We start from the raw sequence: 24,311 nt of genomic DNA on the forward strand, positions 1-24,311 counted from the left end.
ATCTCTTTCATCCATCCGGAGTGACCGCGATGCCGCGATTCAACGATCTGCCGCCGTGTCGGCCGCTTACTCCATTCCTTCCGGGATGCGGGCTGGGGGCAAGGGATTGATCCCGACCGGCCGTGCGACCTCGGCCCTTGCGATCTGGACGGGGCTTGGTGTCGCCATGGCCTGGCTGCCTGTGCTGGAGACCGTCTGGCCGTTCATCGGGCTGGCGCTGCTGGTGCTTGCCGGAGGCGATCTGCTTCTGTTGCGGGCGATCCCCTCGCCCAGCGTGTCCCGTCGCGTGGGGCGCGCCTTGCCGCAGGGTGTCTGGAGCCCGGTTCGGCTCCAGGTCGAGAACAGCGGGAAGGCGGTTCTCCGGCTCCGGCTTCACGATCTGCATCCCTCCGATTTCGCCGTCCAGGGGCTGCCCAGGGACCTGCGTCTGGAACCGAGCGCACGGGCGACTCTGGAATATCGGCTACGGTCGCATCGACGTGGCGACTTTCCCATGCCCGGTTGCGATCTGGCAATCTGGTCGCCGCTCGGGCTTTGGCGTCAGCGGCGCACTTTGGCGTTACCGGATCGGCTGCGGGTCTTTCCCAACTTCTCCGAGATCAGCCGCTACACCCTCCTGGCCACGCACGACCAGCTGGCCCAGCTCGGGGTGAGGCGGTTACAGCGGCGCGGCGTCGGTGCCGAGTTCCATCAGTTGCGCGAGTACCGCCAGGGTGACAGTCTGCGCCAGGTCGACTGGAAGGCGACCTCGCGGATGCGCAAGCTGATCTCGCGCGAATATGAGGACGCGCGCGACCAGCGGCTGGTTTTTCTGCTCGATTGCGGTCGTCGCATGCGTCACCAGGACGCCGGACGCGGTCATCTCGACGAGGCGCTGAATGCGCTGCTCCTGTTGGCCTATGTCGCGGTGCGGCAGGGTGATGCGGTCGGTCTCATGACCTACGGCGGCGTGCGGCGCTGGTTCGCTCCGCGCAAGGAGCCGTCCACCATCAACCGCCTGCTCGAAGCGGTTTACGATCTACAGCCGACCCTGGAGGCGTCCGACCCGCACTCGGCCGCGCGCGAGTTGCTTCAGGCGGTTCCGCGCCGCGCCCTGGTCGTCATCGTCACCAACAGTCGCGACGAGGATCAGGGCGAACTGGAGCAGGCGGCCGCATTGCTGCGCCGACGTCATCTGGTGGTGGTCGCAGATCTGCGCGAGTCCGTTCTGGATCGCTCCTTGGAGCGGCCGATTCGGGATCTGAAGGACGCGCTGCAATTCCATTCGGTCCAGGATTGGCTCGGTGAGCGTGCCCGCCATCAGGAGCGGCTGCGTCACATCGGGGTTCAGGCGCTGGATCTTCTTCCGTCTCAGCTGCCCATCGCGCTCGTCAATCGCTATCTCGCCATCAAGCGTTCCGGCGCGCTCTGATTTTCGGCTTCGGCGGCCGCTGGATTCCTCTCCTGACATGCCCTAGCCTAGCGTGGCTAGAGCAACGCCACCCAACTAGGATTTCTCTCATGCGTAAGCTATTGGGAGCGGTCGCGCTCCTCGCGTCCGCCAATCTCCAGGCCGCAATCCCCGCGACGCCGGTGATGACGGTCTACCAGTTCAACGGCCCGGACGGGCTGCCCTATTACGATGCCGACCGTTTCGCCCGTTCTGGCACCTCCAGGCCCGCAGGTACCCTGTTCCAAGGGACCTCGGTCATCCCCTGTCTCATGATCCGCGACGGCGAGCCCCTGACCGACAAGAGCGGTACGCCCTATGTCGGCTTCGAGGTCGTTGTGGATCCGCGCCGGGCCACGCGCTCGGCGATCGATCTCTTCAAGCGTACGGTCGCAAAACGTCAATCGCTCAAGGTCGAAAATCATCATTGTTCGTCCCGGGTCAAGAATGTCATCAGCGTCCGCAACCTCTATGCCCTGGAAAAGGCGCCCTTCTTCGATCCGCCGCGTTCGGGTCGGGGGCGTGGCGAGCGCGGAGTCAGCGAGCTGGACCGGATCGTGCGCTCCTTTCATGCCTCCAGCGATTGCGAGGACGTCAACGCTCGCCTGACCCAGCGACGCGAGGCACTGGAGCGGGCTTGGAACGCCTTCATCGGCAAGCACTCGGAGCTTGGATCCCTGACCACGCTCGCGCGCGCCAAGCACCTGGATTACGCGATGCGCACCGCGCTTTACGAGGGGCACATCGGTCGTGGATGCAGCGCCTACGGTGCCTGCGAGCGCAACATCATCGTCCTGTCCATCCGTAACCGTGCGGTCGGTCAGTGCTACTCGGGGCGGGGTTGCGATTTCCCGGGCGATTTCCAGGGGGTTTCCTCCAAGCCTTCGCAATACAACATCTGGGACGAGTACCTGACCCAGATCTCCGGCCTGACGTCCTGCTATCTCCGTCCCGACCTGGCCGGTAACGACTATTACGCCAAGATGCAGGCCATGTATGCCCAGACGGTTCCGGACGCCGAGCGCATCCTCTATGGGAACGACTCCGATCTGCGCGAGATCTTTCCGGGCAACAGCCTCTCAAACCTGAAGGAGATGCGGCATTACTACCATGCCCCGGCCATGGGCAAGTGCTTCCCGAATCACGACCGTGTCGAGTACATGTCCGGCGCCGTGGCGCGCAAGGGGCGCGATTTCGCCCTCATCGCCAACACCCGGATCCAGGTCGGCGCCAAGCGCGGCGACGGTTATCTGTTCAAGGAGTTCTTCTTCGACGAGAAGCCCGATCGGGATGTGGTGCGCACCGAGAACCGCTATCCGGGCTTCGTGGTCGATGGGCGTAAGGTTTCTCTGCGGATGCCCAGCTCCTGCCCGGCCTATGGCATTCCACCGGGTTGTCGCTTTGGCTCAGTCGGCCGCTATCGTAAGGTCCCGAACTGGCTCCACGATGGTCGTCCGATCGAGATCAACTGCCGACTGTCCGATCGGGGCGAGTCCTGTCGTGGTGGCGGCAAGCAAGTCCGCGTTTCGGTTGGCGGGACCTGCGACAAGGAGATGCGTCCGGTGACCGGGGTGCGTTGAGGCTGGACGCGTGATTGGAGCAGCAAAGACGCGAAGGACGCGAGGGAGCGCGTGGTTTCGCCAATCATGGAGTGACTGGCGTTCTTCGCGCTCTTTGCGGCTCGCTGTTTTCTGTCCGGATCGGCTGTTTCAGATCCGGTCGTCGAGGTTGGCGGGGCAGAGCACCTCGCGCATGATGCCGATCAGCTCCAGCAACTGGGGGTTGCGGATTCGGTAGTAGATGCGGTTTGCCTCCTTGCGCGCGACGACGATGTTCTTGTTCCTCAGCTGTTCCAGATGCTGAGAGATGTTGCTCTGCGAGGTTCCCGTGCGCTCGACGATTTCGCCGACCGACAATTCGTTCTTGCCGAGCGAGCAGAGGATCTTCCAGCGCAGTGGATGCGCCATCGCCTTGAGGGCGTTGGCGGTCAGTGTCGTGTCTTCCTCGTCCGAGAGGTCCTGTTGGCGTTCCTCGGTCATCATCCATTCTCCTGTGAAGCTTCATGCGCGGTCCGCTGAGGGATTGGGTCCGCGTCTTGTTCGATTCTGACGTAACCCGTCATGTCTTTTGCAATGCAAATGATATCGCTGATGTCGCCCTCGGCGTCCTTGATGGCGGTTCTGGAGAAGAGGATCGGTACGCGCCGGCCATCGCGGGCGATGAATCGCGCCTCGATCTTGTTCAGCGCGCCGGTGCGGATCAGCGCCTCCAGCCAGATCCCCATGAAGGCTCCGGCCTGTTCGTCGCCCTCCTCCTCGAAGACGTCGCCGATCGACATACCGCGCAGATCCTCCGCGCTGTAGTCCAGCATGCGTGAGGCCGCCGGGTTGGTCAGCGTGATGACGCCCGCTGGATCCAAGACCAGCAGTGCCTCGCCCATGTGGGAGACGATGTTCTCCAGATACTGGCGCGCCTCGGCGAGTTCTTGAGTGCGCTCCTCGACCTTGTGCTCCAGGACGCGATTCAGGTCCCGCTCCTTGGCGATCAGTCTGAAGTAGGTGCTGATCTTGTTGATCAGCTGATTGTCTTCGATCGGCTTGAGCAGATAGTCCGCCGCGCCCACCGCGAATCCGCGCTGCTGGAACTCCTCCGATTTGAAGGCCGCAGTGAGGAAGATGATGGGGATGTCGCGGGTGCGCTTACGCAGTTTGAGCAGGGATGCGGTCTGGAAGCCGTCCATCTCCGGCATCTGGACGTCGAGGATGATGAGGTCGATGTCCGGGTGCTGATGGGTCAGATCGATCGCATCCTGGCCCGAGATCGCCTCCAGCACCTGAACGTCCATGTGGGTCTCGATCAGGGTGCGTAGGGTGAAGAGATTGTTGGCGTGATCGTCGACGATCAGGAGCTTGAATCCGGCATAGCGACTCATTGCGTCCCCCTGTTTCGCTTCTTGTGAGCGCTCGATTCCATACCTCCGGTCCGCGGTTACCCTGTGGGCCGGTCAGGCTCCTCGGCCGGTTCGGACTCCTTCGTCAGGTCGTTCAGCAGGACTGCGAGCTGGGCCGGATCGATGGGTTTGGAGATGAGGTTGACCGCGCCGATGCCCGGGCAGCCATCGAGCTGGAGATCCGACCCGGGATCATGAAGGACGGCCACCGCAGGCGGAGATCCCTCTGTCTGATCCAGCAAAGCGCGGATCGTATCACAGGTCATCTCGGCGGACATCTGGGCCGCCAGCAGCACCAGCCGGCAGCCTTCCGACTCCTCCTGCAGGGTCTCCAGCGCCTCGTCCAGATCGACGGCGGTCTGGACACGCAGCCCGCGGTGGGTGAGCTCGGAGGTGAGTTGCACCAGTGTCTTGACGTCTCGCTCGATGACCAGCACCCAACCCTGTTGCGGATCCGTCGCGGTCTGGGTGTCGATCGAAGGGCTGTCCTCCGTGCCCATGTCCTCGGAGTTGGCTGAAGCGGGTGGCATGTGGTGATTGATGCAGGCATCGGTCGATTTGGTCGGCGTCGCCTCCGGGTAGAGCGGCATCGCCAGGGTGAAGCGCGCGCCGGCCCCCTGGGTGCTCTCGACCTCGATGGTGCCGCCGAGGAGTCCTGCCAGCTCGCGACTGATCGAGAGTCCCAGTCCGGTGCCGCCATAGCGACGGCGCGTGGATCCGTCCGCCTGCTGGAAGGCCTCGAAGATGATCTCCTGCTTGTCAGCGGGAATACCAATGCCGGTGTCGGTGACGCACAGCGCGAGCGGTCGGGTTGCGTCCTCGTGGACCTCGACGCTGACATCGACATGGCCCCGGTCGGTGAACTTGACCGCGTTGGACAGGAAGTTCTTGAGGATTTGGCGCAGTTTGTCGCGATCGGTGTAGAGCCGGGTCGGGGCGTTCGGTTCGACGGTGAGCGTCAGTTCCACGGGCTTGTCGGTCAGCAGTGGGGCGACCATCTCGATCAGTTCTTCGAGCATGGGCCGGACATCGACCCAGTCGAGCTTGATGCTGACATGCCCGGCCTCGATGCGTGAGATGTCGAGGATGTTGTCGATCATGGCGCGCAGATCCCGGCTGGCCTCGTGGATCACCTGCGCCTGGCGCCGCTGGGTCGGATTCAGCCCGCCCGTCTCCGAGCCCAGCATCTTGGAGAGCAGCAGGATGGAGTTGAGCGGCGTGCGCAGCTCGTGGCTGACGTTGGCCAGGAATTGGGACTTGTAGCGATTGGAGCGTTCCAGCTCACGGGTATGCGCCTGGGCGGCCTGAAGATGCTCGGCGTGGGTTTCGGCCAATGCGGTGAGCTGTCTGGCCAGCTCGCGGATCTCGCGCGGTCCGTGCCAGCTGAAGCGCAGTGGACGCCCCTCTCGCAGGATGAGGCCGATGCCTCCGGTGAGCTCCTGTCCGAAGTGCTCCAGCCGCGCGGCGATCCAGCGCGCCAGGACCATCACCACCACGACCAGCACGAAGATGATGGAGAGCACGCGCAGCATGAGCGCGTTGCGAAAGGCGTCGATCGGTGAGGGGTCCACCGGGCGTCCGACCCAGAGTGGGACACCGTCCTCGGTCATGAACATGGGCACCCAGAGCATCTGGCGCCCCTGCGGGCCTTTCCAGAGCGCCAGCTTGCCCTCGGCGAAAATCTCGGCCAGTCCGGGGAAGTTTTCGAACGCCTCGGGTTCGCCGCTCGCCGGCTGACCTGGACGCAGATAGCTTCCGCTCTGATCGACCCAGAGCGTGTCGCGATAGAACTGGGCCAGACCGCCGACATCGATGGTGAGTGCGACGATTCCACGCGCGTTCGTGGGGGCCTTCTCGTTACCGATAGGGCTCACCAGATTCAGCGTCATCAGTTGGCGCGGATCCTCGGTGCTCGGGTCGATGCGGATTGGGCTGACGATGACCGCGCCTGGCTGCAACTCCTGGCCTGCGGCCAGAAACTGGCGGTTGGGCGTATGGCTCAGACGCTCGGTGGCACGCCATTGATCGGTGTGCGGATCGCTCTCCAGCCAGAAGCGTTCCTTACCGTCCGCGCTGATGAAGAGGATCTGGATGAGGTCGCGTTGGCCGGCCAGGATCTGATTGATCCAGGTCGTATAGCGCAGACGTGCGGCCTCGATTTGGTCCGACTCGCCCTGTGCGCCGAGGATGAGTCCGGGCTCGGGTAGCTTGGCCAGCAAGCGGATCATCTCGTGACGGCTGGCCAGGTGCTGGTCGAGGTCGCGGAAGTCGGCTCGCAGGTTCTGCAGATAGGCCCGCTGGTAGAAGAGCGTCGTGCGTTCCAGCACCAGCGGCAGATTGATGACGACGGCCAGAATCAGCGGCGTGAGGCCGAAGACCAGCAGAAAAACCAGGATGTAGGCGCGCAGCTTCACGCCAGACCTGGGTGCCGTCGCGGCGTCCTCACAGGGCGCGGATCAGATCGAGGATCCGCGCTGCATGGCCCTTCGGCTTGATGTCGTAGAGCGCATGGCGGATCAGTCCGTCCTTATCCACCACGAAGGTCGAGCGCATGATGCCCATGCGTTTTTCGCCGTGAGCCTCCTTTTCGCGCCAGACACCGTAGGCCTCGCAGGTTTCCCCGTCGGTGTCGGCCAACAGCTGCACGCTCAGACCGTGCTTGTCGCGGAAGGCGCCGTGGCTGGCGCAGGAGTCCTTGCTGATACCGATGATCTCGGTGTTGGCGGCCTCGAAGTCGTCCTGCAGGTCGGAGAATTCGAGCGCTTCCATGGTGCAGCCGGGGGTGTCGTCCTTCGGATAGAAGTAGATGACACAATGGCGGCGATGCGTGAGGTCTTCCAGGCTCACCCGCTCCATGTCTGCGTTCGGCAATGAAAAGAGGGGGGCTTGATCGCCTGGTTGAAGCATCGAGTAAGGCTCCCGTCATTGGTGGATGTCGAGCGGGAATGTAGGCATCGCTTGGCTAGCCGTCAACTGTTGCGCCAGAGGACGCATCGGCGCGGCCCCCATCGACCACTCGGATGCTGGCGATGGTGCCGCCTCCGGGTCGCAGCCCGAGCCGCAACTCCATATGGTTGTCCTGGGCCAGCTGATGTGCGACGGCGAGCCCCAGTCCGCTGCCGCCCGCTCGTCGGCTGCGCGAGAGCTCCAGCCGGTAATAGGAACTCCGTATCGCCTCCCGCTCGGCCAGGGGGATGCCAGGGCCGCGATCCAGGACCGACACCCTGGGGGATGGAGGCCCTCGGTCGAGTCTGACTTCGACCAGACCCGAACTGTAGGTTAGTGCGTTCTCGACTAGATTTCCCAGAATGCGTCGCAGCGCCAGGGTATCGACTCGGCATGGGCACGGGTTCCCTCTGTGCCAGAGGACGCGAGCGCGTCCGGCGGTCACGTCCTCGACGATGGCGTTCAGATCGATCTCTTCGCGGCGTCCGGCGCCGAGGCTTTTGCCGAACTCGATCGCCTGGGTGATGAGTGCGTTCATCTCTTCGATGTCGCGTTCCATGCGAGCGACCAGCGAGGGCGGTCTGTCCGCCGGAAGCATGGCGACGGCGAGTCGCAGTCGTGTCAAGGGGGTTCGAAGGTCGTGTGAGATTCCGGTGAGCAGCAGTGTCCGGTTGGCGAGCAGCTCACGGATCTGACGGTCGGTTTCGTTGAATTGGCGGGCGAGGTTGGCGAGCTCGGCCGGACCGGTCTCCGGAAGCGGATGCGGAGATAGGCCGAAGGCGACCTGCTCGGCCGCCTCGGAGAGTCGCTTGAGCGGTGAGGCCAGACGTCCGGCCAGAACGATAGTCGTGCCTAGAATCAGCAGAACGGCGAGGGCGACGATGACCATCAGGCCCTGAAGCGGTCGGGTTCCGAGCCGGCCGCGCGGAAAGCCGGTCCAGAGAATCTGTCCCTCGACGTCGATTTCGACCCAAAACCAGCGGTCGCCGTTCGCCAGGCTGGTGATCATTTCGGCCGGACGACCGAGTCGCTCCGAGAGCGCCTCCTCCACCAATGACTGATAGGGGAAGAAATAGCGATGGACATCCGCGACAGGTCGTTCTTCGGCGAGCCGGATCTGGTATTCCCCGGCCAGTTTGGCCCGGTAGTCCTCGCGTAAATGGGGCGGGAGCTGCTGTAGCGTGCGTGCCGACAGCACCATGATGCTTGCCAGATCGGTGGCCGAGCGTTGTGCCACCGGGACCAAGGCGTAGATGGCGATGACGCCGAAGGTGATGATGGCATAGAGCCCGAAGGTGAAAATGAGCGTCAGCAGCGCGCGGCCGAACAGGGTTCCGGGAACCAGTCGTCGGCGACGGCTCATGCGTCTCCCATGGGCGTGAACATATAGCCCTTGCCCCAGATGGTGCGGATGTAGCGAGGATGCTTGGTCTCGGGCTCGATCTTGGCCCGCAGCCGAGCGATCTGGACGTCGATGCTGCGGTCGAACGGCGAGCGTTCGTAGCCCTTGAGCAGGTCGAGTAGGCGGTCGCGATCCAGGACTCGGTCGGGATGTTCGGCGAGTACGCGCAAAAGCTCGAATTCGCCGCTGGTCAGTCCGACCGGCTGGTCGTTGCGGCGCAGTTCGTATTGGTCCGGGTCGAGCCGATAGGGTCCGAATTGAATGACCTCGTGATCCGGCGTCCGCTCGGCGCGCTCGCTCGGGCGGTTGCGGCGCATGACGGCGCGGATGCGGGCGAGCAGTTCACGTGGATTGAATGGCTTGGACAGATAGTCGTCGGCGCCGACTTCGAGTCCGACGATGCGGTCGACGTCGTCTCCGCGCGCCGACAGCATGATGATCGGCAGGTCGATCTTGGTGCGCAGTCGACGGGTTAGCGTCAGCCCGTCCTCGCCAGGAAGCATGAGGTCCAGAATGATGAGGTCGGTCTCATGTAGGGCGAGCCAGGCGTCCATGGCGTGCCCATCCTCTGCGGACGCGACGTCGAACCCTTCTTGCGCCAGGTAATCGCTCAACAGGGCGCGTAAGCCAGGGTCGTCGTCGACAATGAGGATTCGCTGGGGCGTGTCGGACATGTCGTGGGCGCGTTCCGGAGAGGCCGAGAAGGAGGGCGTGAGTCTTGGATACAACTTGTTACAACATTAGCAGATACCGAAATACTCTGTTAATGCTCTTTCGCCATGATGGAGGCAGACCCATGAAACCATGGTCGTCCCAGATGGCCTGATTTGCTGCACAGGTTCGTGTTCGGAGGGTCAAGGAGCTGTTTTTCCACCCACGGATTATGGAGACGAACGCATGAGTTTCGATGCCTTGACTATCTTGGGAATCTTGTCCGCTATCCTCTGCGGTGGTTTTCTGGTCGCACTGGTGAACCGTAACGACGCCAGTGCGCGTTCCGCCCGGCGTTTGTCCGATTCAAAGGACGGGAGTCCAGTCGAATCCCGTCCGTGACAGGATTCGGCAAACCGAGCAGTAAGCAGCCTAGCAGCAAGCAGTTGGGTCGTCGCGGCAGTTGCACACCCTGCCGTCGCGGCCTCTTTTTCGCGAGCGAACGATGGTTTGACAGGCGTCGATCGGATTTCTAGGATCGCTCGATCCTCATACCTTTTTGTGATATCCGCTCATGCCCAGACTTTCGCCGCTGCACTGGATTGCGCTCGTCGTCTTTCTCTTCTTCTACGGTTTCACCGTTTTTGCACTGACCCGCGACTATTATCTGCGCCACCCTTCTCGGCCGGTGGCCGCCCAAGGCGCGACCGCCACGTCTGGCTCCATGCCCAAGGTCGCGACCAGCGCCATTCCCGAGACCATCACCGAGACCAACCCCGAGCTTCTGCATCAGCGCGCCGACGAGCTCTTCATGCAGCGGCACTATGCCGAGGCGGCGCGTGTCTACCAGCGGATTCTCGAACTGAATCCGGACGACGCCGAGGCCCATAACGACCTTGGACTGGCGCTTCACTATACCGGCGATACCGCCGGTGCCATCGCCCATCTCAAGGTAGCCGTCGCCAAGGGGCCACAGCTTCAACGTCCTTGGCTGACCCTGGGATTCGTCAATCTGCAGGCCGGCAATCGGGACGAGGCCCAGAAGGCGCTTGAGCAGGCCCGAGACCTGGATCCCGACAGCAACATCGGCAAGGAGGCTCAGCGCCTGCTTGGGGTTCTACAGGGCTCCTGAACCGGGTCGCACGCGTCTTCTGTCAGCGCAGCGCCAGGGCCACTGTGTAGTGTGGCCCCTGCTTGAGCTTGTCGTAGTTGCCGAAGACCTCGGTCAGGTTGCGCTTCATGTACTGCCGCAGTCCGTTGACGGTCACCAGGTACAGTCGACCGCCCGGCTTGAGGCGCGCATGGGCGTCGTGCAGCAGCAGTGAGAGGAGTTCCTTGCCGACCTTGGCCGGGATGTTGCTCGCGATCAGATCGAACCTGCGTTCTGGCTCGATTTGGTCGAAACCGTTGCTGAGCTGGGCCTCGGCATGGTCGAGCCGGTTGAGTCGCGCGTTGCGGTTGGCGTAGTCGACCGCGACGAAGTCCTTGTCGACCATCAGGGTTCGACCCTGAGAGGCCATGGCCGCCAGGGTCAGACCGACCGGACCGTATCCGCACCCCAGGTCCAGACAGTCGGCGTCGGGCGCGACCTCGATGTAGCTGAGCAGGAGCCGGGTTCCCTCGTCGATCTCGCGTGGAGAGAAGATGCCCCAGGTGCTCTGGAAGTTCAGGATGCGTCCGCCAAGTTCGGCGGAAAAATGGATGTCTCGACGCAGTCCGTCGAGTTGTTCGGGTGTCAGCATGATGAGGCGGCGAATGGCTCGGGGTTGGGGAGTCGGAAGGAATGGTTGAAACGTCGATCGCGGCCTGGTCGCGGCGTGAAGCCTTGAATTCGATCCAGCGAGCGTTAGCTAGACAAGCATGTCCGATCCGGCCGGAAGGCTCAACATCCAGTTAAGGCGAACCCCCCATGGGTTCGCGTGCGACATCGCCTCGACCCGCCCGGTCGCCGCGTCCGGGCTCTTTCGCGGTCGCGCCCCGACCGAAACCGCCTCCCTGCTCCCGCTGCTCTATTCCATCTGCGCCAAGGCGCAGGCGTCGGCCTGTGTCGGCGCGCTGGACCACGCCTGTGGCATGGATCCGGATCCCGAGGCGAGACGTCTGCGTCAGTCCCTGGTAGCGGCCGAGACGGTGCGCGAGCATCTATGGCGGATCCTGCTCGATTGGCCCCTGCTGTTGGACGAGGAGCCCGACCGTCACGCCATGATCGGCACCCAGTCCCTGGTCAAGCGGATCTTCGGCGCGCTGGATTCCGATGGCGTGTTGTTGTCGCCCGGATGCGAGAAACCGACCTCGTCTCGGTCCGCCTTGGCAGAGGCGGCCTCGGCACTCGCGGATCTGACGGCCGAGCGTGTCCTGGGTCTGGCCCCGGACGCTTGGCTGGAGCGCGTGACGACACTGGGCGCGTTCGACGATTGGTGTCGTTCGGTCGAGACTCCGGCGGCACGCCTGTTGGCCGATCTGCACGATTCGGGCGATGGTCGGCTCGGACATACGGAGGCATCCCCGCTGCCCGATCTCGACGATGGGACGCTTGCGGCCGAGCTGCGCGGCCCTGAAGCGGCGGCCTTCGTCGCTCGACCCCACTGGCGCGGCGTCCCGCGCGAGACCACCCCGCTGACGCGATACGCCGACAGCGCCTTGGTGAGCGCCCTGGTCGCCGATCAGGGGCGGGGGATCCTGGCGCGGCTCGTGGCCCAAATCCTGGAGACGGTGTCGCTGCTTCGCGCGATACGGACGGACGAGTTGGACGCGGGCTCGACGGCGCCGTCCGATACGCTGCTTCCCGCCGGGGTCGGGCTTGGTCGGGCCGATGCGGCGCGCGGTCTGCTCGTGCATCTCGCCGAGGTGGATCGGGGACGGGTCGCCGAGTACCGCATCCTGGCCCCGACCGAGTGGAATTTTCACCCCGATGGCGTTCTGTCGTCCGCGCTCGCGACGCTGCCGGACGCCGAGGAGACTCTCCTGCGACGACGTGTTCAACTTTTGGTCATGGCAATCGATCCTTGCGTCGCCTTCGATCTCGTGATCCCGTAGGTGCTCGCAGCCATCCCTTTTCATTCACGATTTCCAGCCGAGGCATCCCCATGTGTCTAGCCATCCCAGCCGAAATTATTGAGGTCGACCCGGACAGCGACACCGCGCAGGTCGCGCTCGGCGGCGTGGTCAAGGAGATCTCGCTCGCACTGGTCACGGACGTGACCGTCGGTGACTATGTCCTGGTGCATGTGGGTTATGCACTGAACAAGATCAGTCAGGACGAGGCCGAGCACACCTTGGCGCTGATTCGCGAGATCGGCATGCTGCAGGATGAGTCGGGTGCCTCCGATGCGTCAGACGCGGGCGCGGGGCGTTCGGCATGAAGTACGTCGACGAATTCCGCGATCAACACTTGGCCCGCCAGTTGGCGAGTGCCATCGCCTCGGCGGCCCGTTCGGACCGCGAATATCGGCTGATGGAGTTCTGCGGCGGCCACACCCACGCCATCTTTCGCTACGGCGTCCAGCATCTGATGCCGCCCAACGTCCGCTTCATCCATGGTCCGGGCTGCCCTGTCTGCGTCCTGCCCATGGCGCGCATTGATCAGGCGATCGCGCTCGCCACCGAGCATGGCGTGACCCTCTGCACCTATGGCGATCTGATGCGCGTTCCGGCGAGCGAGCGCAAGAGCCTGCTCAAGGCCAAGGCCGGGGGTGCGGATGTCCGCATGATCTACTCCACCCAGGACGCGCTGCGCATCGCTCGTGACAACCCGGAGCGTCAGGTCGTTCTCTTCGCCATTGGGTTCGAGACCACCACGCCACCGACGGCGGTTGCCATCAAGGTGGCACGCGCCGAGGGGCTCGCGAATTTCTCGGTCTTCTGCAATCACGTCCGGACCCCGGCCGCGTTGCGGACCATCCTGGCCACGGCCGGGCCGGATGGCGTGCGGCTCGACGGCATCCTGGGTCCGTCGCATGTGAGTACCCTGATCGGGAGTCGGCCCTATACCTTCGTGCCGCGCGAATTCGGCGTGCCGGTGGTGATCGCGGGCTTCGAGCCGCTGGACGTGATGCAGTCCACGCTGATGCTGATCGATCAGATCAACGATGGGCGACATGAGGTCGAGAATCAGTATGCGCGCGCCGTCACCGAGGGCGGGAATCCCAAGGCATTGGCCCTGATGGACGAGGTGTTCCAGGTGCGCGAGCGTTTCGAGTGGCGAGGGCTCGGTGAGTTGCCCAACAGCGCACTGGCATTGTCCGAAGACTATGCCGATCTCGACGCCGAGCGGCGTTTTCCGGTAGAGGTCCCCGAATCCAAGGAGGCGCGCGGCTGCGAATGCCCGGCCATCCTGCGCGGAGTCAAGGCGCCGACCGACTGCCGTCTGTTTGGGACCATCTGCACCCCGGATAATCCAATGGGGTCTTGTATGGTGTCGTCTGAGGGTGCCTGCGCTGCCTATTGGAGCTACGGGCGTTTTAGAGAGCCTAAGCCGTCCCCTTCGGTCGTGGCCTAGAGCCTGTTTTTCCCTCGTCCCCAAGCGCCGAGCTTGGGGACGAGGGGTAGGGTCGCGTTAGCGGCTCGGTTGGATGGTTGGAAGGTGCCAGATGTCCTGGTTGTATTCGGCGATGGTGCGGTCCGAGGAGAAATAGCCGCTGCTGGCCGCGTTGAGGATGCTCATGCGCAGCCAGCGTTCGCGATCCCGATAGGTTGCGGCGGCCTGTTCCTGGGCCTCGACATAGCTGGCGAAGTCCGCCGCCGTCATCCAAGGGTCGTGCGGGTTGCGGATCGAGTGGATGATGGCGTCGAAGATGCCAGGCTCGAACTGATTGAAGTGCCCGCATTCCAGCAGAGTGACGACGTTGCGCAGGGTCGGATCCGAGGCGATGATGCCGTTGGGGTCATAGTGGTTCCGCAACGATTCGACCCCGGCGGCCGTCAGCCCGAACAGGAAGAAGTTCTCCTCGCCCACCTGTTCGCGGATCTCGATGTTGGCGCCGTCCAGTGTGCCGATGGTCACGGCCCCGTTCATCATGAACTTCATGTTTCCGGTGCCGGACGCCTCCTTGCCGGCGGTTGAGATCTGTTCAGACAGATCGGTTCCGGGTGCGATCACCTCCATCAGCGAGACGCGATAGTCCGGGATGAAGGCGACCCGCAGCAGACCCTCGGTGGCCGGATCCTTGTTGACTACCTTCGCTACATTGTTGATGAGCTTGATGATCTGCTTGGCCATCACGTAGCCGGGCGCGGCCTTGCCGCCGAAGAGGACGCAACGGGGTGTCCAGTCCTGAGTGTCGCCCTGCTTGATTCGGCTGTAGAGATGGATGACGTGCAGGATGTTGAGCAGCTGACGCTTGTATTCGTGGATACGTTTGACCTGGACGTCGAACATGGCATCGACCGGGAGGTCGACCCGGCAGATCTCGGCGACCTGATCGGCGAGGCGCTGCTTGTTCTCCCGCTTGATCGCATGCCAGCGTTCGCGGAAGGAGGCGTCGTCGGCATGGGGGGCGAGGCGGGACAGCTGGTCGAGATTGCACACCCAGTCGCTGCCGATGGTCTCGTCGAGGAGACCGCGCAACCCCGGGTTGCATTGGGCGAGCCAACGACGCGGCGTGACCCCGTTGGTCTTATTGTTGAACTTGTGCGGCCAGAGTTCGTGGAAATCTCTGAAGAGACCCTCGACCAAGAGTTGCGAGTGCAGCGCTGCGACCCCGTTGATCGAATAGCTGCCGACAATGGCCAGATAGGCCATGCGGACCTGGGGATCGTCTCCCTCCTCGATCAGCGACATGCGCCGCAGACGGTCGGTGTCGCCCGGCCAGTGCTGCGAGACCTCGTCCAGGAAGCGGGCGTTGATCTCGTAGATGATCTCCAGGATGCGGGGTAGGAGCAGTTGGAACAGCCGCACCGGCCAGCGCTCCAGCGCCTCGGGCAGCAGGGTGTGGTTGGTGTAGGCCATGGTGTGGCTGGTGATCGCCCAGGCCTCGTCCCACTCAAGATGCTGTTCGTCGATCAGCTGGCGCATCAGCTCCGCCACCGAGACCGCCGGATGGGTGTCGTTGAGCTGGAAGCTGTTCAGTTCGGCGAATTGGCTGAAATCGCGCCCGTGCAGTCGGATCCAGTCGCGCAGCACGTCCTTGATGCTGGCGCTGGCGAGGAAGAACTGCTGGCGCAGGCGCAATTCCTTGCCGTTCTCGCTCGCGTCGTTGGGATAGAGCACCATGGTGATGTGCTCGGCGTCGTTCTTCTGGGCAACCGATTCCGGATAGCTGCCGGCATTGAATTCACCCAGGTCGAACTCGTCGGTGGCCGCCGCCTTCCACAAGCGCAGGGTGTTGACCGTGTTGTTGCGATAGCCCGGCACTGGGATGTCGTAGGGGACCGCCAGCACGTCGTGGGTGTCCACCCAGCGTATCGCGAGCCGTCCGCTATGGTCTTTATAGGACTCGGTCCGGCCGTAGAACTGGATGCGTTGGGTGAACTCCGGGCGTTCTTGCTCCCAGGGATTACCGTCGCGCAGCCAATGGTCCGGTTCCTCGATTTGAGCGCCCTTCTCGATCAGCTGACGGAACATGCCGTATTCGTAGCGTAGGCCGTAGCCCCGCACCGGCAGTTGCAGGGTTGCACAGGAGTCGAGGAAACAGGCCGCGAGCCGACCGAGGCCGCCGTTGCCGAGCCCGGGGTCGGGTTCGTTCGATGCGATCTCTTCGAGGACCCGGCCCAATTGATAGAGTCCCTGCTCGGCGGCCTGGTTCAGATTCAGGTTGAGCATGGCGTTCGACAGGGCGCGTCCCATCAGAAATTCCAGGGACAGGTAATAGGTACGCTTGCACTTGGAGTCGTCGTAGGCTCGGCGCGTCTGATTCCAACGTTCCATCAGACGGTCGCGCAGGGTCATCGCCAGCGCCTTGTAGGGGTAGTAGGCCGACTGGCAGTCTTGGTCGCGTCCGAATGTATAGGCGTAGTAACGACTGAAACCCTCCGCGATGCCGTCGGCGTCCATCGGTAGCGGCGGAAGGTCGAGGTGAGCGTTCGAGGGGTTCTGGGGTGAATTGGTCAGAGAAGACATGCGCCGGGAATCCTTCTGTGTTCGTGGGGAACGTCAGCCGATGATACGCGTTTCGGGTGACAGGAGAGGGTATGCCGCCAGCGGCGACTTCATCCTTTATTTTGTTCTTCTTTTCACCGACCTCAAGGTACCCATGGGGGAGCGTTCGACCTGGAAGACCTGGCGCAACTGCTTGAGCAGCTCGATTTGTTCATCCTGCGGCGAGACCATGAGCGCGGTGAAGGCTGCCCGCCATTGGGCCAGATATTCGCGATCCTCGTGTGATTCGGTGTAGTTCATGACCGCCGTGCAGTAGTCGGCGGCCCTCAAATAGTCCTTGAAGGGGGCCTCGCTCGGTACGAGCAGCGGGGCGATGAGCTGTCGTGCGCGGGGCGAGGCGGTGAGCTTGGTGACGGGCATGCGAGGCTTCCAGGATCCGTGTGTCGCCCGATGGGATGGGCTTCGCTGTCAGTAATAAAGCATGACGACCCGCCAGCCAAGCCCCTGAAGATGCATTCGCATAATCACGGGGTCGGCATCCTTCGATCCGATACGGACGTCGAAATCGCGCGGCCCCCGAAAGAAGGCGTAGCTCAGGGCAGAGAGAATGCCTTGGTTTGCCGGTGATCTTGCGTTGATCTGGTTGCGCATCCAGTCGAGTGTGACGCGTTCGTCGAGGAGCAGGTCTGGGCCGCTCTGGCGCAGCCCTGCTTCGAGCCAGGCGATGAAGGTTTCGGACACTGGACCGATGTCGCTCTCTCGATTCTTGTTCAAACGGTGTCCTATCTGCTCGCGCACGGCCTCCAAGTCGACCAGCTCGGAGAATGTCCGGCGGTCTCCGTCGACGAGCGCTCGGTCCAGCCGCCACAGCGTGGCGTAGGGCCAGGCGGCGAATATGAGCAGCAGCGCTAGGGCGGCCAGCGACCAGCGCTTCAGTGGGCGCTTCCAGCGCTTCCAGCGCCTCCAGGCCTGCGGCCAGTTGAGGCGTGGCATGCCTGGCGTGGGGCGTGCGCGTCGCATGATCTGTTTCACCGACGGGGGCCTCCTCAGCCAAGCTCGCTCTGTAGCCGCTCGATCGATTCGCCGACCTCCAGCCAATCCTCCTCAGCGGCCTCCAGGTCGGCCGCGACCTGGCGCTGTTCGGCCAGCATTTGCAGCAGCCGATCCTTGTTCTCGGCCTCGTAGAGTTCGGGGGCGCTCAGTGACTGTTCGAGTTCATCGCGACGCGACTGCAGCGCGCTCATGCGGCGGTCCAGCTCACGCTCGCGGTTGCGCAGCGGTTGCAGCGCCTTGCGGACCTCGGCGGCTTGACGTCGCTGTTGCTTGCGCTCATTGCCGTCGCGGGTTTGTGTTTCCGCGTCCGATTGCCGGCTGGCCGTGTCATGTCCTGCCAACCAGGCGGGATAGTCGTCCAGATCGCCATCGAATGGCGCCACCTGACCGTCGTCCACCAGCAGCAGCGTATCGCTGGTGACCCGCAGCAGATGCCGGTCGTGCGAGACCAGGACCAGCGCGCCATCGAAATCCTGCAGCGCCTCGCTCAACGCCTGACGCATCTCCAGGTCGAGGTGATTGGTCGGCTCGTCGAGCAACAGCAGATTGGGACGCTGACGGATGATGAGGGCGAGCACCAGCCGCGCCTTCTCGCCGCCCGAGAGTGGTGCGACGGGCTCCAGCGCGCGGTCGCCGGCAAAGCCGAATCCGCCCAGATAGTTGCGTAGCGTCTGCTCGGTCGCCTCGGGATCCAGCCGCCGCAGATGGTCGAGCGGGGTGTCTTGCGGGCGTAACTGGTCGAGCTGGTGCTGGGCGAAATAGCCGATCTTCAGGTCCTGGGCACACTCGCAGCGGCCGGATTGGAGCGCCAGTTCGCCGGCCAGGACCTTGATGAAGGTCGATTTTCCGGCGCCGTTGCGTCCCAGCAGTCCGATGCGTTCTCCAGGTTCCAGGCTCAGTCGGACCCCGGACAGGATGGAGCGATCACCATAACCGACCGCCGCCTGGTCGAGCCGCATCAGCGGGCGCGGCAGGTTGAGCGCGGGTTCGAATCCGAAGCGGAACGGCGAGTCGACGTGTGCCGGAGCGATCAGCTCCATGCGCTCCAGCGCCTTGAGTCGGCTCTGGGCCTGGCGCGCCTTGCTCGCCTTGGCGCGGAAGCGCTCGACGAAGCTATGCATGTGGGCGATTTCGCGCTGCTGGCGTGCGTAGGCCGACTGTTGCTGGGACAGTCGCTCGGCCCGTTGGCGTTCGAAGGCCGAGTAGTTGCCGGGGTAATGGTTCAGCCTTTGATGCTCCAGATGGAGGATGTGGCTGGCGACGGCGTCCAGGAAGTCGCGGTCGTGCGAGATGAGCACGAGCGTGCCCGGGTATGACTTGAGCCAGCCTTCGAGCCAGATGACCGCGTCCAGGTCCAAGTGGTTGGTCGGTTCGTCGAGCAACAGCAGATCGGATCGACACATGAGGGTGCGCGCCAGCGCCAGGCGCATCCGCCATCCGCCCGAGTAGCTGTTGACCGCCCGACGCTCGTCGCCCGACGCGAAGCCCAGTCCGTGCAGCAGGCGGGCGGCGCGGCTTTCGGCATCGTAACCGCCGATGGACTCGAAGCGACCGAGCAGTTCGCCGTGACGGAGACCCTCCCCTGCGGCATCGGCCGCCGCCAGGTCGCGCTCGATCTCACGCAGCTCACGATCGCCGTCCAGCACGAAATCGATCGCCGAACGCTCGGTGTCGGGCGTGTGCTGGGCGACGTGCGCGATCTCCCAGCCAGAGGGAATGGAGACCTCTCCTGTATCGGCGTGCAGGTTGCCGAGAAGTAGGGCGAAGAGGCTCGATTTGCCGCAGCCGTTCGATCCCACCAGACCGACCTTTTGGCCGGGATAGATGGTGACCGAGGCACTCTCCAGTAGGAGGTTGGGACCGCGACGGAAGCTCAGATCTTGGAGTTGAAGCATGATGATCTGCTGGTGGTGCGGTGTTGAACCGCGACGTTTGCACGAAAAAGGGTGGGGTACTGGGGGCCGAGTGTTGCGCGCGTGGCTCGGTTCATCCGTCGGCGGATGCACCGCGATCCAGCCGTCGATAGCCAATTGCCTCGCCGAGGTGCACCTGGGTGATGGTCGGTGCGCCCTGCAGATCGGCAATGGTGCGTGCGACCTTGAGGATTCGATGATACGCCCGCGCGGACAGCGCGAGACGCGTCAGTGCCTGCTCCATCAGCCGTTGGCAGGCGTCGTCCAATACGCAGTCGCGCTCGACCTCGCGAGGAGCCAGGAGTGCGTTCGAACGGCCCGCGCGGGCGAGCTGACGCGCGCGCGCGGCGGCGACACGCCCACGCACGAGGGCCGAGTCTTCGGGTTCGGCCGGAGCCGATCCGGTCAGATGGGAAATCTCCAGGCGCGGAACCTCCACATGCATGTCGATCCGGTCGAGCAAGGGGCCAGAGATCCGTGCGCGATAGCGCGCGATCTGTTCCTTCGAGCAGCGACAGCGTCCGGTCCGATCCCCGAGATAGCCGCACGGACAGGGGTTCATGGCAGCCACCAGTTGGAACTGGGCTGGAAAGCGTGCCTGGCGGGCTGCGCGCGCAATGTCGATCGAGCCCGACTCCAACGGCTGCCGGAGTACCTCCAGCACCTTACGGTCGAACTCGGGCAGTTCGTCGAGAAAGAGCACGCCATGATGCGCTAGCGAGATCTCGCCCGGGCGCGGATTGCTGCCTCCGCCGACCAGCGCGACGCCGGATGCCGTGTGGTGTGGCGATCGAAAGGGTCGCCGATTCCAGTCGACCGGGTCGAACGGGGCGCGTTCGCTGACCGAGCGGATGGAGGCCGTCTCTAGCGCCTCGGACTCGGTGAGCGGCGGTAGCAGCCCCGGCAGGCGGTTGGCCAGCATCGATTTACCCGATCCCGGTGGTCCCAGCATCAATAGGTGATGCTGTCCTGCCGCCGCGACCTCCAGGGCGCGCTTGGCCTGTTCCTGTCCGCGCACCTCTGCGAGATCCGGGTAGCCCGGGTCGTCGGTGGGTGAAGGTTCAGCTCGATAGGTTGCGAGCGTCTGGCCATTGTTGAGGTGATCGCAGACCTCCAGCAGATGGCGTGCCGGGCGCAGGGTCAGTCCGCCAACGAGTGCCGCTTCGGCGGCGTTGGCGAGCGGCAGGACGAGTTCGCGTCCCGCGTCCCGTGCCGCGAGGGCGGCCGGGAGTACACCCGCGATGGGGCGCAGCTCGCCCGAAAGGGCCAACTCGCCGACGAACTCATGCCGATCGAGCGCGTCTGCGGCGATCTGTCCCGATGCGCCGAGAATACCAAGCGCGATCGGCAGATCGAACCGCCCCCCCTCCTTCGGCAGATCGGCTGGGGCCAGATTGATGGTCACGCGACCATCGGGGAACTGGAACCGTCCGTTGAGCAGGGCGCCGCGCACGCGGTCCTTGCTCTCCTTCACCGCCAGTTCGGGCAGGCCGACCATCGACAGCGACGGCAGACCGTGCGTGAGGTGGACCTCGACCGTCACCTGGGGCGCGTGGATGCCGACCCGGGCGCGGCTATGGAGGACGCAGAGGGCCAAGTCGCCTCGCGCGCAGTCAGTGGCTGTCCGGCCGATTGGCCGCGAGCGTTTGCTCGAGCGCGGCCACCTGGGCCTCCAGCTTGGAGATCTTGGCGCGCGACCGGGCCAGCACGGCGGTCTGGACGTCGAATTCCTCGCGCGTCACCAGGTCCAGTCGTGCGAGTCCTGACTCGACCGAGGTGCGGACGTTGCGATTGATATCTTCGTGCAACATCTGCAGCCCTTTCGGCATGGCCGAGGACAGGCGGTTAACCAGGTCCTCGAAGTGTTTTGGATCCAACATAGGAATGACCTCTCCGGGGGGCCGATAAGGCCCATGAATCGATTTTGAGTGACTTCCGTCCAGGGCGCGCGCGGATCAGGCCGACTGGATGCCCGGCGCCCTGTGCGAGGGGATTGAGTGTCCATTATAGGGACCCGGGGTTGCGGCGTCTGCGCCTAGAGAATCGCCTCTTTTTGGTGCTCGGCTGGAGTTGGTCGTGCCTCGGTGCATTATTTTGGTGCGTTCGTCTGTTGTGGCTTTGGTACATGAGGTCGAAAACGTCGCGTCTCCACCAAAAATATGCTTCTGGCATGCTACCTGCAATTGACGGCATTACGACATCAGGGGCGGCCGGGTTTTTCCGGGCTCTGGCTTGCCTTACCGACATCCTCGAACGCTGCCCGGATCATCGAGAGGTAGAGACCCAATGAACCCAAATCGTATCCGCGCCACCGCTGTCATCGGCGCGTTGGCCATGAGTGCCGGCGCTTTCCAGGCCGCTCAGGCCGAGGATCCCAACTCGGTCAGTGCAAACATCGGCGTGGTCAGCAACTACCTCTGGCGTGGCCAGACCCAGACCGACAATCAGGCGGCGGTCCAGGGCGGGCTCGACTATGCGCATGCCAGCGGTTTCTCGGCCGGGACCTGGGTGTCCAACGTCGATTTCGGCGACGGCGACGAGACCAACTACGAGCTCGATCTCTACACCGGCTTCGGCGGTGCCATCAACGATGACATGAGCTACGCGCTCAGTCTCATCTACTACGCCTATCCGGATGCTCGCGATTCCGACTTCGCCGAAGTCGGTGCCAGCGGCACCTTCAAGTGGATCACTGCGGGCGTCTCGTACACCTTCTATGGTCAGGCCGACGACGCCAGTGGCGTGCCCGACGACGAGGCAAACTATATCCAAGGCGACCTCTACTACCACATCAGCGCGGATGTGGATCTGCCGTATCAGCTCGCACTCAGCGTTCGCGGCGGCTACTACGACTTCAAGTACAACGACGGTGGCAACGACTACGCCCACTGGGGTGCTTCCATCAGCCGTGACGCCGGCGATTTCGGCACCTTCAGCCTGAACTACGACCAGATCGGTCGTGACACCTACGACGAGGATCCGAAGTTCTGGGTCGGTTGGAACAAGGAATTCTGATCAGGGCGCAACCGCGCGATTCGAAATCTGGCCAGGGATGCTCGATCCTGGTCCAACTAGGAGCTAATACGCAATGAAATTGGTTGCAGCCGTCATCAAACCCTTCAAGCTCGACGACGTGCGCGAGGCGCTCGGAGATATCGGCGTCTCCGGCATCACCGTCATCGAGGTCAAAGGTTTCGGTCGACAGAAAGGTCATACCGAACTCTATCGCGGCGCCGAATACGTCGTGGATTTCCTTCCGAAGATCAAGGTCGAGATCGCTGTCGACGATTCCATGGTCGACAAGGTCATTGAGGCCATCAGCACCGCCGCCCGTACCGGCAAGATTGGCGATGGCAAGATCTTTGTGTTCGACCTGAATCAGGTCATCCGCATTCGGACCGGCGAGACCGGCTCCGATGCGCTCTGATACGGATTGGGAGACGTAACGGTGAAATCGAATCGCAACCTGAGCCTCGCAAAGCCGCTGTCCGCCGTTTTGCTGACCTTCATGCCCTTGTTGGCCTTCGCCCAGGACGAGCCGGCGCTGAGCAGTGGCGACACCGCATGGATGTTGACCGCGACCGCCCTGGTGCTCTTCATGACCATCCCGGGTCTTTCGCTCTTCTACGCCGGTCTGGTGCGTTCCAAGAACGTGCTGTCCGTGCTCATGCAATGCTTCGCCATCACCTGCATGATGAGCATCCTCTGGGCGGTCTATGCCTATAGCATGACCTTCACCGACGGTGGATCCATGAACGCCTGGGTCGGCAGCCTGGAGAAGATGTTCCTCTCCGGGGTCACGGTCGATGCCATGTCCGGGAGCATTCCCGAGTCGGTCTTCATGACCTTCCAGATGACCTTCGCCGTCATCACCCCGGCGCTGATCGTCGGTGCCTTCGCCGAGCGCATGAAGTTTTCCGCCATGCTCATCTTCATGGCACTCTGGGTGACCCTGGTCTATGCCCCCATCGCCCACTGGGTCTGGGGCGGCGGCTGGGTCGGTGAGATGGGCGCGCTGGACTTCGCCGGCGGTACCGTCGTTCACATCAACGCGGGCATTGCCGCGCTCATGGCCGCGCTGGTGCTCGGCAAGCGCAAGGGCTATCCGACCACCGCCATGCCTCCGCACAACCTGGGCCTGACCGTGATGGGCGCCTCCATGCTGTGGGTCGGCTGGTTCGGTTTCAACGCGGGTTCCGAGCTGGCCGCCGACGGCACCGCCGGCATGGCCATGGCGGTCACTCAGCTCGCCACTGCCGCTGCGGCTCTGACCTGGATGTTCGCCGAGTGGATCAGCCACGGTAAGCCGTCCGTCCTGGGCATCGCCACCGGCGCGGTTGCCGGTCTGGTCGCCATCACCCCCGCCTCCGGCACTGCCGGCCCCATGGGTGCTATCGTCATCGGCTTCGCCGGCGCGCTCTTCGCCTTCATCGCCTCGACCAAGGTCAAGCACTGGCTCGGCTATGACGACTCGCTCGATGTCTGGGGCGTGCACGGCGTTGCCGGTGTCGTCGGCGCCATCCTGACCGGCGTCTTCGCCGATGCCAGCCTGGGTGGCTCGGGTCTTGCGGAGGGTATGACCATCGGTGGTCAGGTCTGGATCCAGTTCCTGTCGGTTATGGCGACCCTGGTCTACGGCGGCGGCGTCAGCCTTGTCATCCTGCTGATCCTCAAGGCCACCATCGGCCTGCGCGTGACCGAGGAGCAGGAGACCGAGGGTCTCGACCTCTCGCAGCACGACGAGCGCGGCTACATCCTTTGATGTGACGCACATGTCCGCTGTGTGACCTGAGTGGCGATCGAGTATCCTCGATCGCCACTTTTTTTTGGGCGGCCGTCAGCGCGGGGCAGGGCACGCGGTTTACCCGGTCGCGGGCGGACGGACATGCCCTGTTCGTTGGGCGGCATCCTCATCACGCAAGGCGTTCCGG

Annotated in this window: 23 protein-coding genes; 10 read left to right on the top strand and 13 right to left on the bottom strand. The window is 63.7% G+C overall.

Features of this window, described 5'->3' with window-relative positions; all coding sequences use genetic code 11:
- The first annotated feature begins 55 nt into the window (after nucleotides 1–55).
- Nucleotides 56–1,411 (top strand): DUF58 domain-containing protein, encoded by a 1,356-nt coding sequence (locus tag THIDRDRAFT_RS00795; RefSeq protein WP_245535748.1) that lies wholly within the window; start codon nucleotides 56–58, stop codon nucleotides 1,409–1,411.
- 89 nt (nucleotides 1,412–1,500) lie between these two features.
- A complete protein-coding gene (locus THIDRDRAFT_RS00800) occupies nucleotides 1,501–3,009 on the top strand; it encodes a hypothetical protein (RefSeq protein ID WP_007038875.1) in 1,509 nt (502 codons plus the stop codon).
- Nucleotides 3,010–3,138: 129 nt separating this feature from the next.
- Here THIDRDRAFT_RS00800 and THIDRDRAFT_RS00805 read toward each other — a convergent pair whose 3' ends face one another.
- The 6 genes from THIDRDRAFT_RS00805 to THIDRDRAFT_RS00830 are packed head-to-tail and all read right to left on the bottom strand — an operon-like array spanning nucleotide 3,139 to nucleotide 9,401.
- Nucleotides 3,139–3,471 carry an ArsR/SmtB family transcription factor gene (locus THIDRDRAFT_RS00805; protein WP_007038876.1) on the bottom strand — a complete coding sequence of 111 codons (333 nt, stop codon included), beginning with the start codon at nucleotides 3,469–3,471 and terminating at the stop codon, nucleotides 3,139–3,141.
- Nucleotides 3,468–4,361 (bottom strand): ATP-binding response regulator, encoded by an 894-nt coding sequence (locus THIDRDRAFT_RS00810; RefSeq protein WP_007038877.1) that lies wholly within the window; start codon nucleotides 4,359–4,361, stop codon nucleotides 3,468–3,470. The genes THIDRDRAFT_RS00805 and THIDRDRAFT_RS00810 overlap by 4 nt, the downstream gene beginning before the upstream one ends.
- A 56-nt stretch (nucleotides 4,362–4,417) precedes the next feature.
- Nucleotides 4,418–6,793 carry an ATP-binding response regulator gene (locus THIDRDRAFT_RS00815; RefSeq protein ID WP_007038878.1) on the bottom strand — a complete coding sequence of 792 codons (2,376 nt, stop codon included), beginning with the start codon at nucleotides 6,791–6,793 and terminating at the stop codon, nucleotides 4,418–4,420.
- 28 nt (nucleotides 6,794–6,821) lie between these two features.
- Nucleotides 6,822–7,286 carry a peroxiredoxin gene (locus tag THIDRDRAFT_RS00820; RefSeq protein ID WP_007038879.1) on the bottom strand — a complete coding sequence of 155 codons (465 nt, stop codon included), beginning with the start codon at nucleotides 7,284–7,286 and terminating at the stop codon, nucleotides 6,822–6,824.
- A gap of 55 nt (nucleotides 7,287–7,341) precedes the next feature.
- Nucleotides 7,342–8,688 carry an ATP-binding protein gene (locus THIDRDRAFT_RS00825; protein ID WP_007038880.1) on the bottom strand — a complete coding sequence of 449 codons (1,347 nt, stop codon included), beginning with the start codon at nucleotides 8,686–8,688 and terminating at the stop codon, nucleotides 7,342–7,344.
- Complete coding sequence (locus tag THIDRDRAFT_RS00830) at nucleotides 8,685–9,401, bottom strand: response regulator (protein WP_007038881.1); 717 nt, start codon at nucleotides 9,399–9,401, stop codon at nucleotides 8,685–8,687. Before THIDRDRAFT_RS00830 ends, THIDRDRAFT_RS00825 begins: the two co-directional genes overlap by 4 nt.
- Before the next feature lie 223 nt (nucleotides 9,402–9,624).
- On the opposite strand from THIDRDRAFT_RS00830, the gene THIDRDRAFT_RS26350 reads away from it, so the two are divergent.
- Together THIDRDRAFT_RS26350 and THIDRDRAFT_RS00835 are read left to right on the top strand one after the other, a co-directional pair.
- A complete protein-coding gene (locus THIDRDRAFT_RS26350) occupies nucleotides 9,625–9,780 on the top strand; it encodes a hypothetical protein (protein ID WP_007038882.1) in 156 nt (51 codons plus the stop codon).
- A gap of 172 nt (nucleotides 9,781–9,952) precedes the next feature.
- The gene (locus THIDRDRAFT_RS00835) at nucleotides 9,953–10,510 is read left to right on the top strand and encodes a tetratricopeptide repeat protein (protein WP_007038883.1); all 558 of its coding nucleotides are present in this window, start codon (nucleotides 9,953–9,955) and stop codon (nucleotides 10,508–10,510) included.
- 22 nt (nucleotides 10,511–10,532) lie between these two features.
- Here the strand turns inward: THIDRDRAFT_RS00835 and THIDRDRAFT_RS00840 are convergent, their stop codons facing one another.
- Complete coding sequence (locus THIDRDRAFT_RS00840; RefSeq protein WP_007038884.1) at nucleotides 10,533–11,120, bottom strand: class I SAM-dependent methyltransferase; 588 nt, start codon at nucleotides 11,118–11,120, stop codon at nucleotides 10,533–10,535.
- 118 nt (nucleotides 11,121–11,238) lie between these two features.
- Between THIDRDRAFT_RS00840 and THIDRDRAFT_RS00845 the strand changes: the two genes are divergently transcribed.
- From THIDRDRAFT_RS00845 to hypD, 3 genes are read left to right on the top strand one after another with little or no spacing between them, the layout of a single operon-like run.
- Entirely contained in the window at nucleotides 11,239–12,414 is a 1,176-nt protein-coding gene (locus THIDRDRAFT_RS00845; protein WP_007038885.1) for a nickel-dependent hydrogenase large subunit, read from the top strand.
- Nucleotides 12,415–12,464: 50 nt separating this feature from the next.
- Nucleotides 12,465–12,740 carry a HypC/HybG/HupF family hydrogenase formation chaperone gene (locus tag THIDRDRAFT_RS00850; protein WP_007038886.1) on the top strand — a complete coding sequence of 92 codons (276 nt, stop codon included), beginning with the start codon at nucleotides 12,465–12,467 and terminating at the stop codon, nucleotides 12,738–12,740.
- Nucleotides 12,737–13,876 (top strand): hydrogenase formation protein HypD, encoded by a 1,140-nt coding sequence (hypD, locus tag THIDRDRAFT_RS00855; protein ID WP_007038887.1) that lies wholly within the window; start codon nucleotides 12,737–12,739, stop codon nucleotides 13,874–13,876. The genes THIDRDRAFT_RS00850 and hypD overlap by 4 nt, the downstream gene beginning before the upstream one ends.
- 57 nt (nucleotides 13,877–13,933) lie before the next feature.
- Here the strand turns inward: hypD and THIDRDRAFT_RS00860 are convergent, their stop codons facing one another.
- The 6 genes from THIDRDRAFT_RS00860 to ubiK all read right to left on the bottom strand — a co-directional run bounded on the left by THIDRDRAFT_RS00860 (nucleotide 13,934) and on the right by ubiK (nucleotide 21,260).
- Nucleotides 13,934–16,435, bottom strand: a complete 2,502-nt coding sequence (locus THIDRDRAFT_RS00860; protein ID WP_007038888.1) for a glycogen/starch/alpha-glucan phosphorylase — start codon at nucleotides 16,433–16,435, stop codon at nucleotides 13,934–13,936.
- A 96-nt stretch (nucleotides 16,436–16,531) separates the two neighbouring features.
- On the bottom strand, nucleotides 16,532–16,834 hold the full coding sequence (locus THIDRDRAFT_RS00865) for a hypothetical protein (protein ID WP_007038889.1): 303 nt from the start codon (nucleotides 16,832–16,834) through the stop codon (nucleotides 16,532–16,534).
- A gap of 48 nt (nucleotides 16,835–16,882) precedes the next feature.
- Nucleotides 16,883–17,446 carry a DUF2939 domain-containing protein gene (locus THIDRDRAFT_RS00870; RefSeq protein ID WP_007038890.1) on the bottom strand — a complete coding sequence of 188 codons (564 nt, stop codon included), beginning with the start codon at nucleotides 17,444–17,446 and terminating at the stop codon, nucleotides 16,883–16,885.
- 14 nt (nucleotides 17,447–17,460) lie between these two features.
- Nucleotides 17,461–19,362, bottom strand: coding sequence for an ATP-binding cassette domain-containing protein (locus THIDRDRAFT_RS00875; RefSeq protein WP_007038891.1), 1,902 nt, complete (start codon nucleotides 19,360–19,362; stop codon nucleotides 17,461–17,463).
- 91 nt (nucleotides 19,363–19,453) lie between these two features.
- Nucleotides 19,454–20,977 (bottom strand): YifB family Mg chelatase-like AAA ATPase, encoded by a 1,524-nt coding sequence (locus THIDRDRAFT_RS00880; RefSeq protein ID WP_007038892.1) that lies wholly within the window; start codon nucleotides 20,975–20,977, stop codon nucleotides 19,454–19,456.
- A 16-nt stretch (nucleotides 20,978–20,993) separates the two neighbouring features.
- Nucleotides 20,994–21,260, bottom strand: a complete 267-nt coding sequence (gene ubiK / locus THIDRDRAFT_RS00885; RefSeq protein ID WP_007038893.1) for a ubiquinone biosynthesis accessory factor UbiK — start codon at nucleotides 21,258–21,260, stop codon at nucleotides 20,994–20,996.
- A gap of 406 nt (nucleotides 21,261–21,666) precedes the next feature.
- Between ubiK and THIDRDRAFT_RS00890 the strand changes: the two genes are divergently transcribed.
- From THIDRDRAFT_RS00890 to THIDRDRAFT_RS00900, 3 genes are all read left to right on the top strand, one after another.
- Nucleotides 21,667–22,395 carry a TorF family putative porin gene (locus tag THIDRDRAFT_RS00890; RefSeq protein ID WP_007038894.1) on the top strand — a complete coding sequence of 243 codons (729 nt, stop codon included), beginning with the start codon at nucleotides 21,667–21,669 and terminating at the stop codon, nucleotides 22,393–22,395.
- Between the two features lie 73 nt (nucleotides 22,396–22,468).
- Complete coding sequence (locus THIDRDRAFT_RS00895) at nucleotides 22,469–22,807, top strand: P-II family nitrogen regulator (RefSeq protein WP_007038895.1); 339 nt, start codon at nucleotides 22,469–22,471, stop codon at nucleotides 22,805–22,807.
- Between the two features lie 81 nt (nucleotides 22,808–22,888).
- Nucleotides 22,889–24,142: an ammonium transporter gene (locus THIDRDRAFT_RS00900; RefSeq protein ID WP_050984617.1), complete on the top strand. Its 1,254-nt coding sequence runs from the start codon at nucleotides 22,889–22,891 to the stop codon at nucleotides 24,140–24,142.
- Nucleotides 24,143–24,311: the final 169 nt, after the last annotated feature.

The sequence above is a fragment of the Thiorhodococcus drewsii AZ1 genome (assembly GCF_000224065.1).
Lineage (GTDB): Bacteria > Pseudomonadota > Gammaproteobacteria > Chromatiales > Chromatiaceae > Imhoffiella > Imhoffiella drewsii.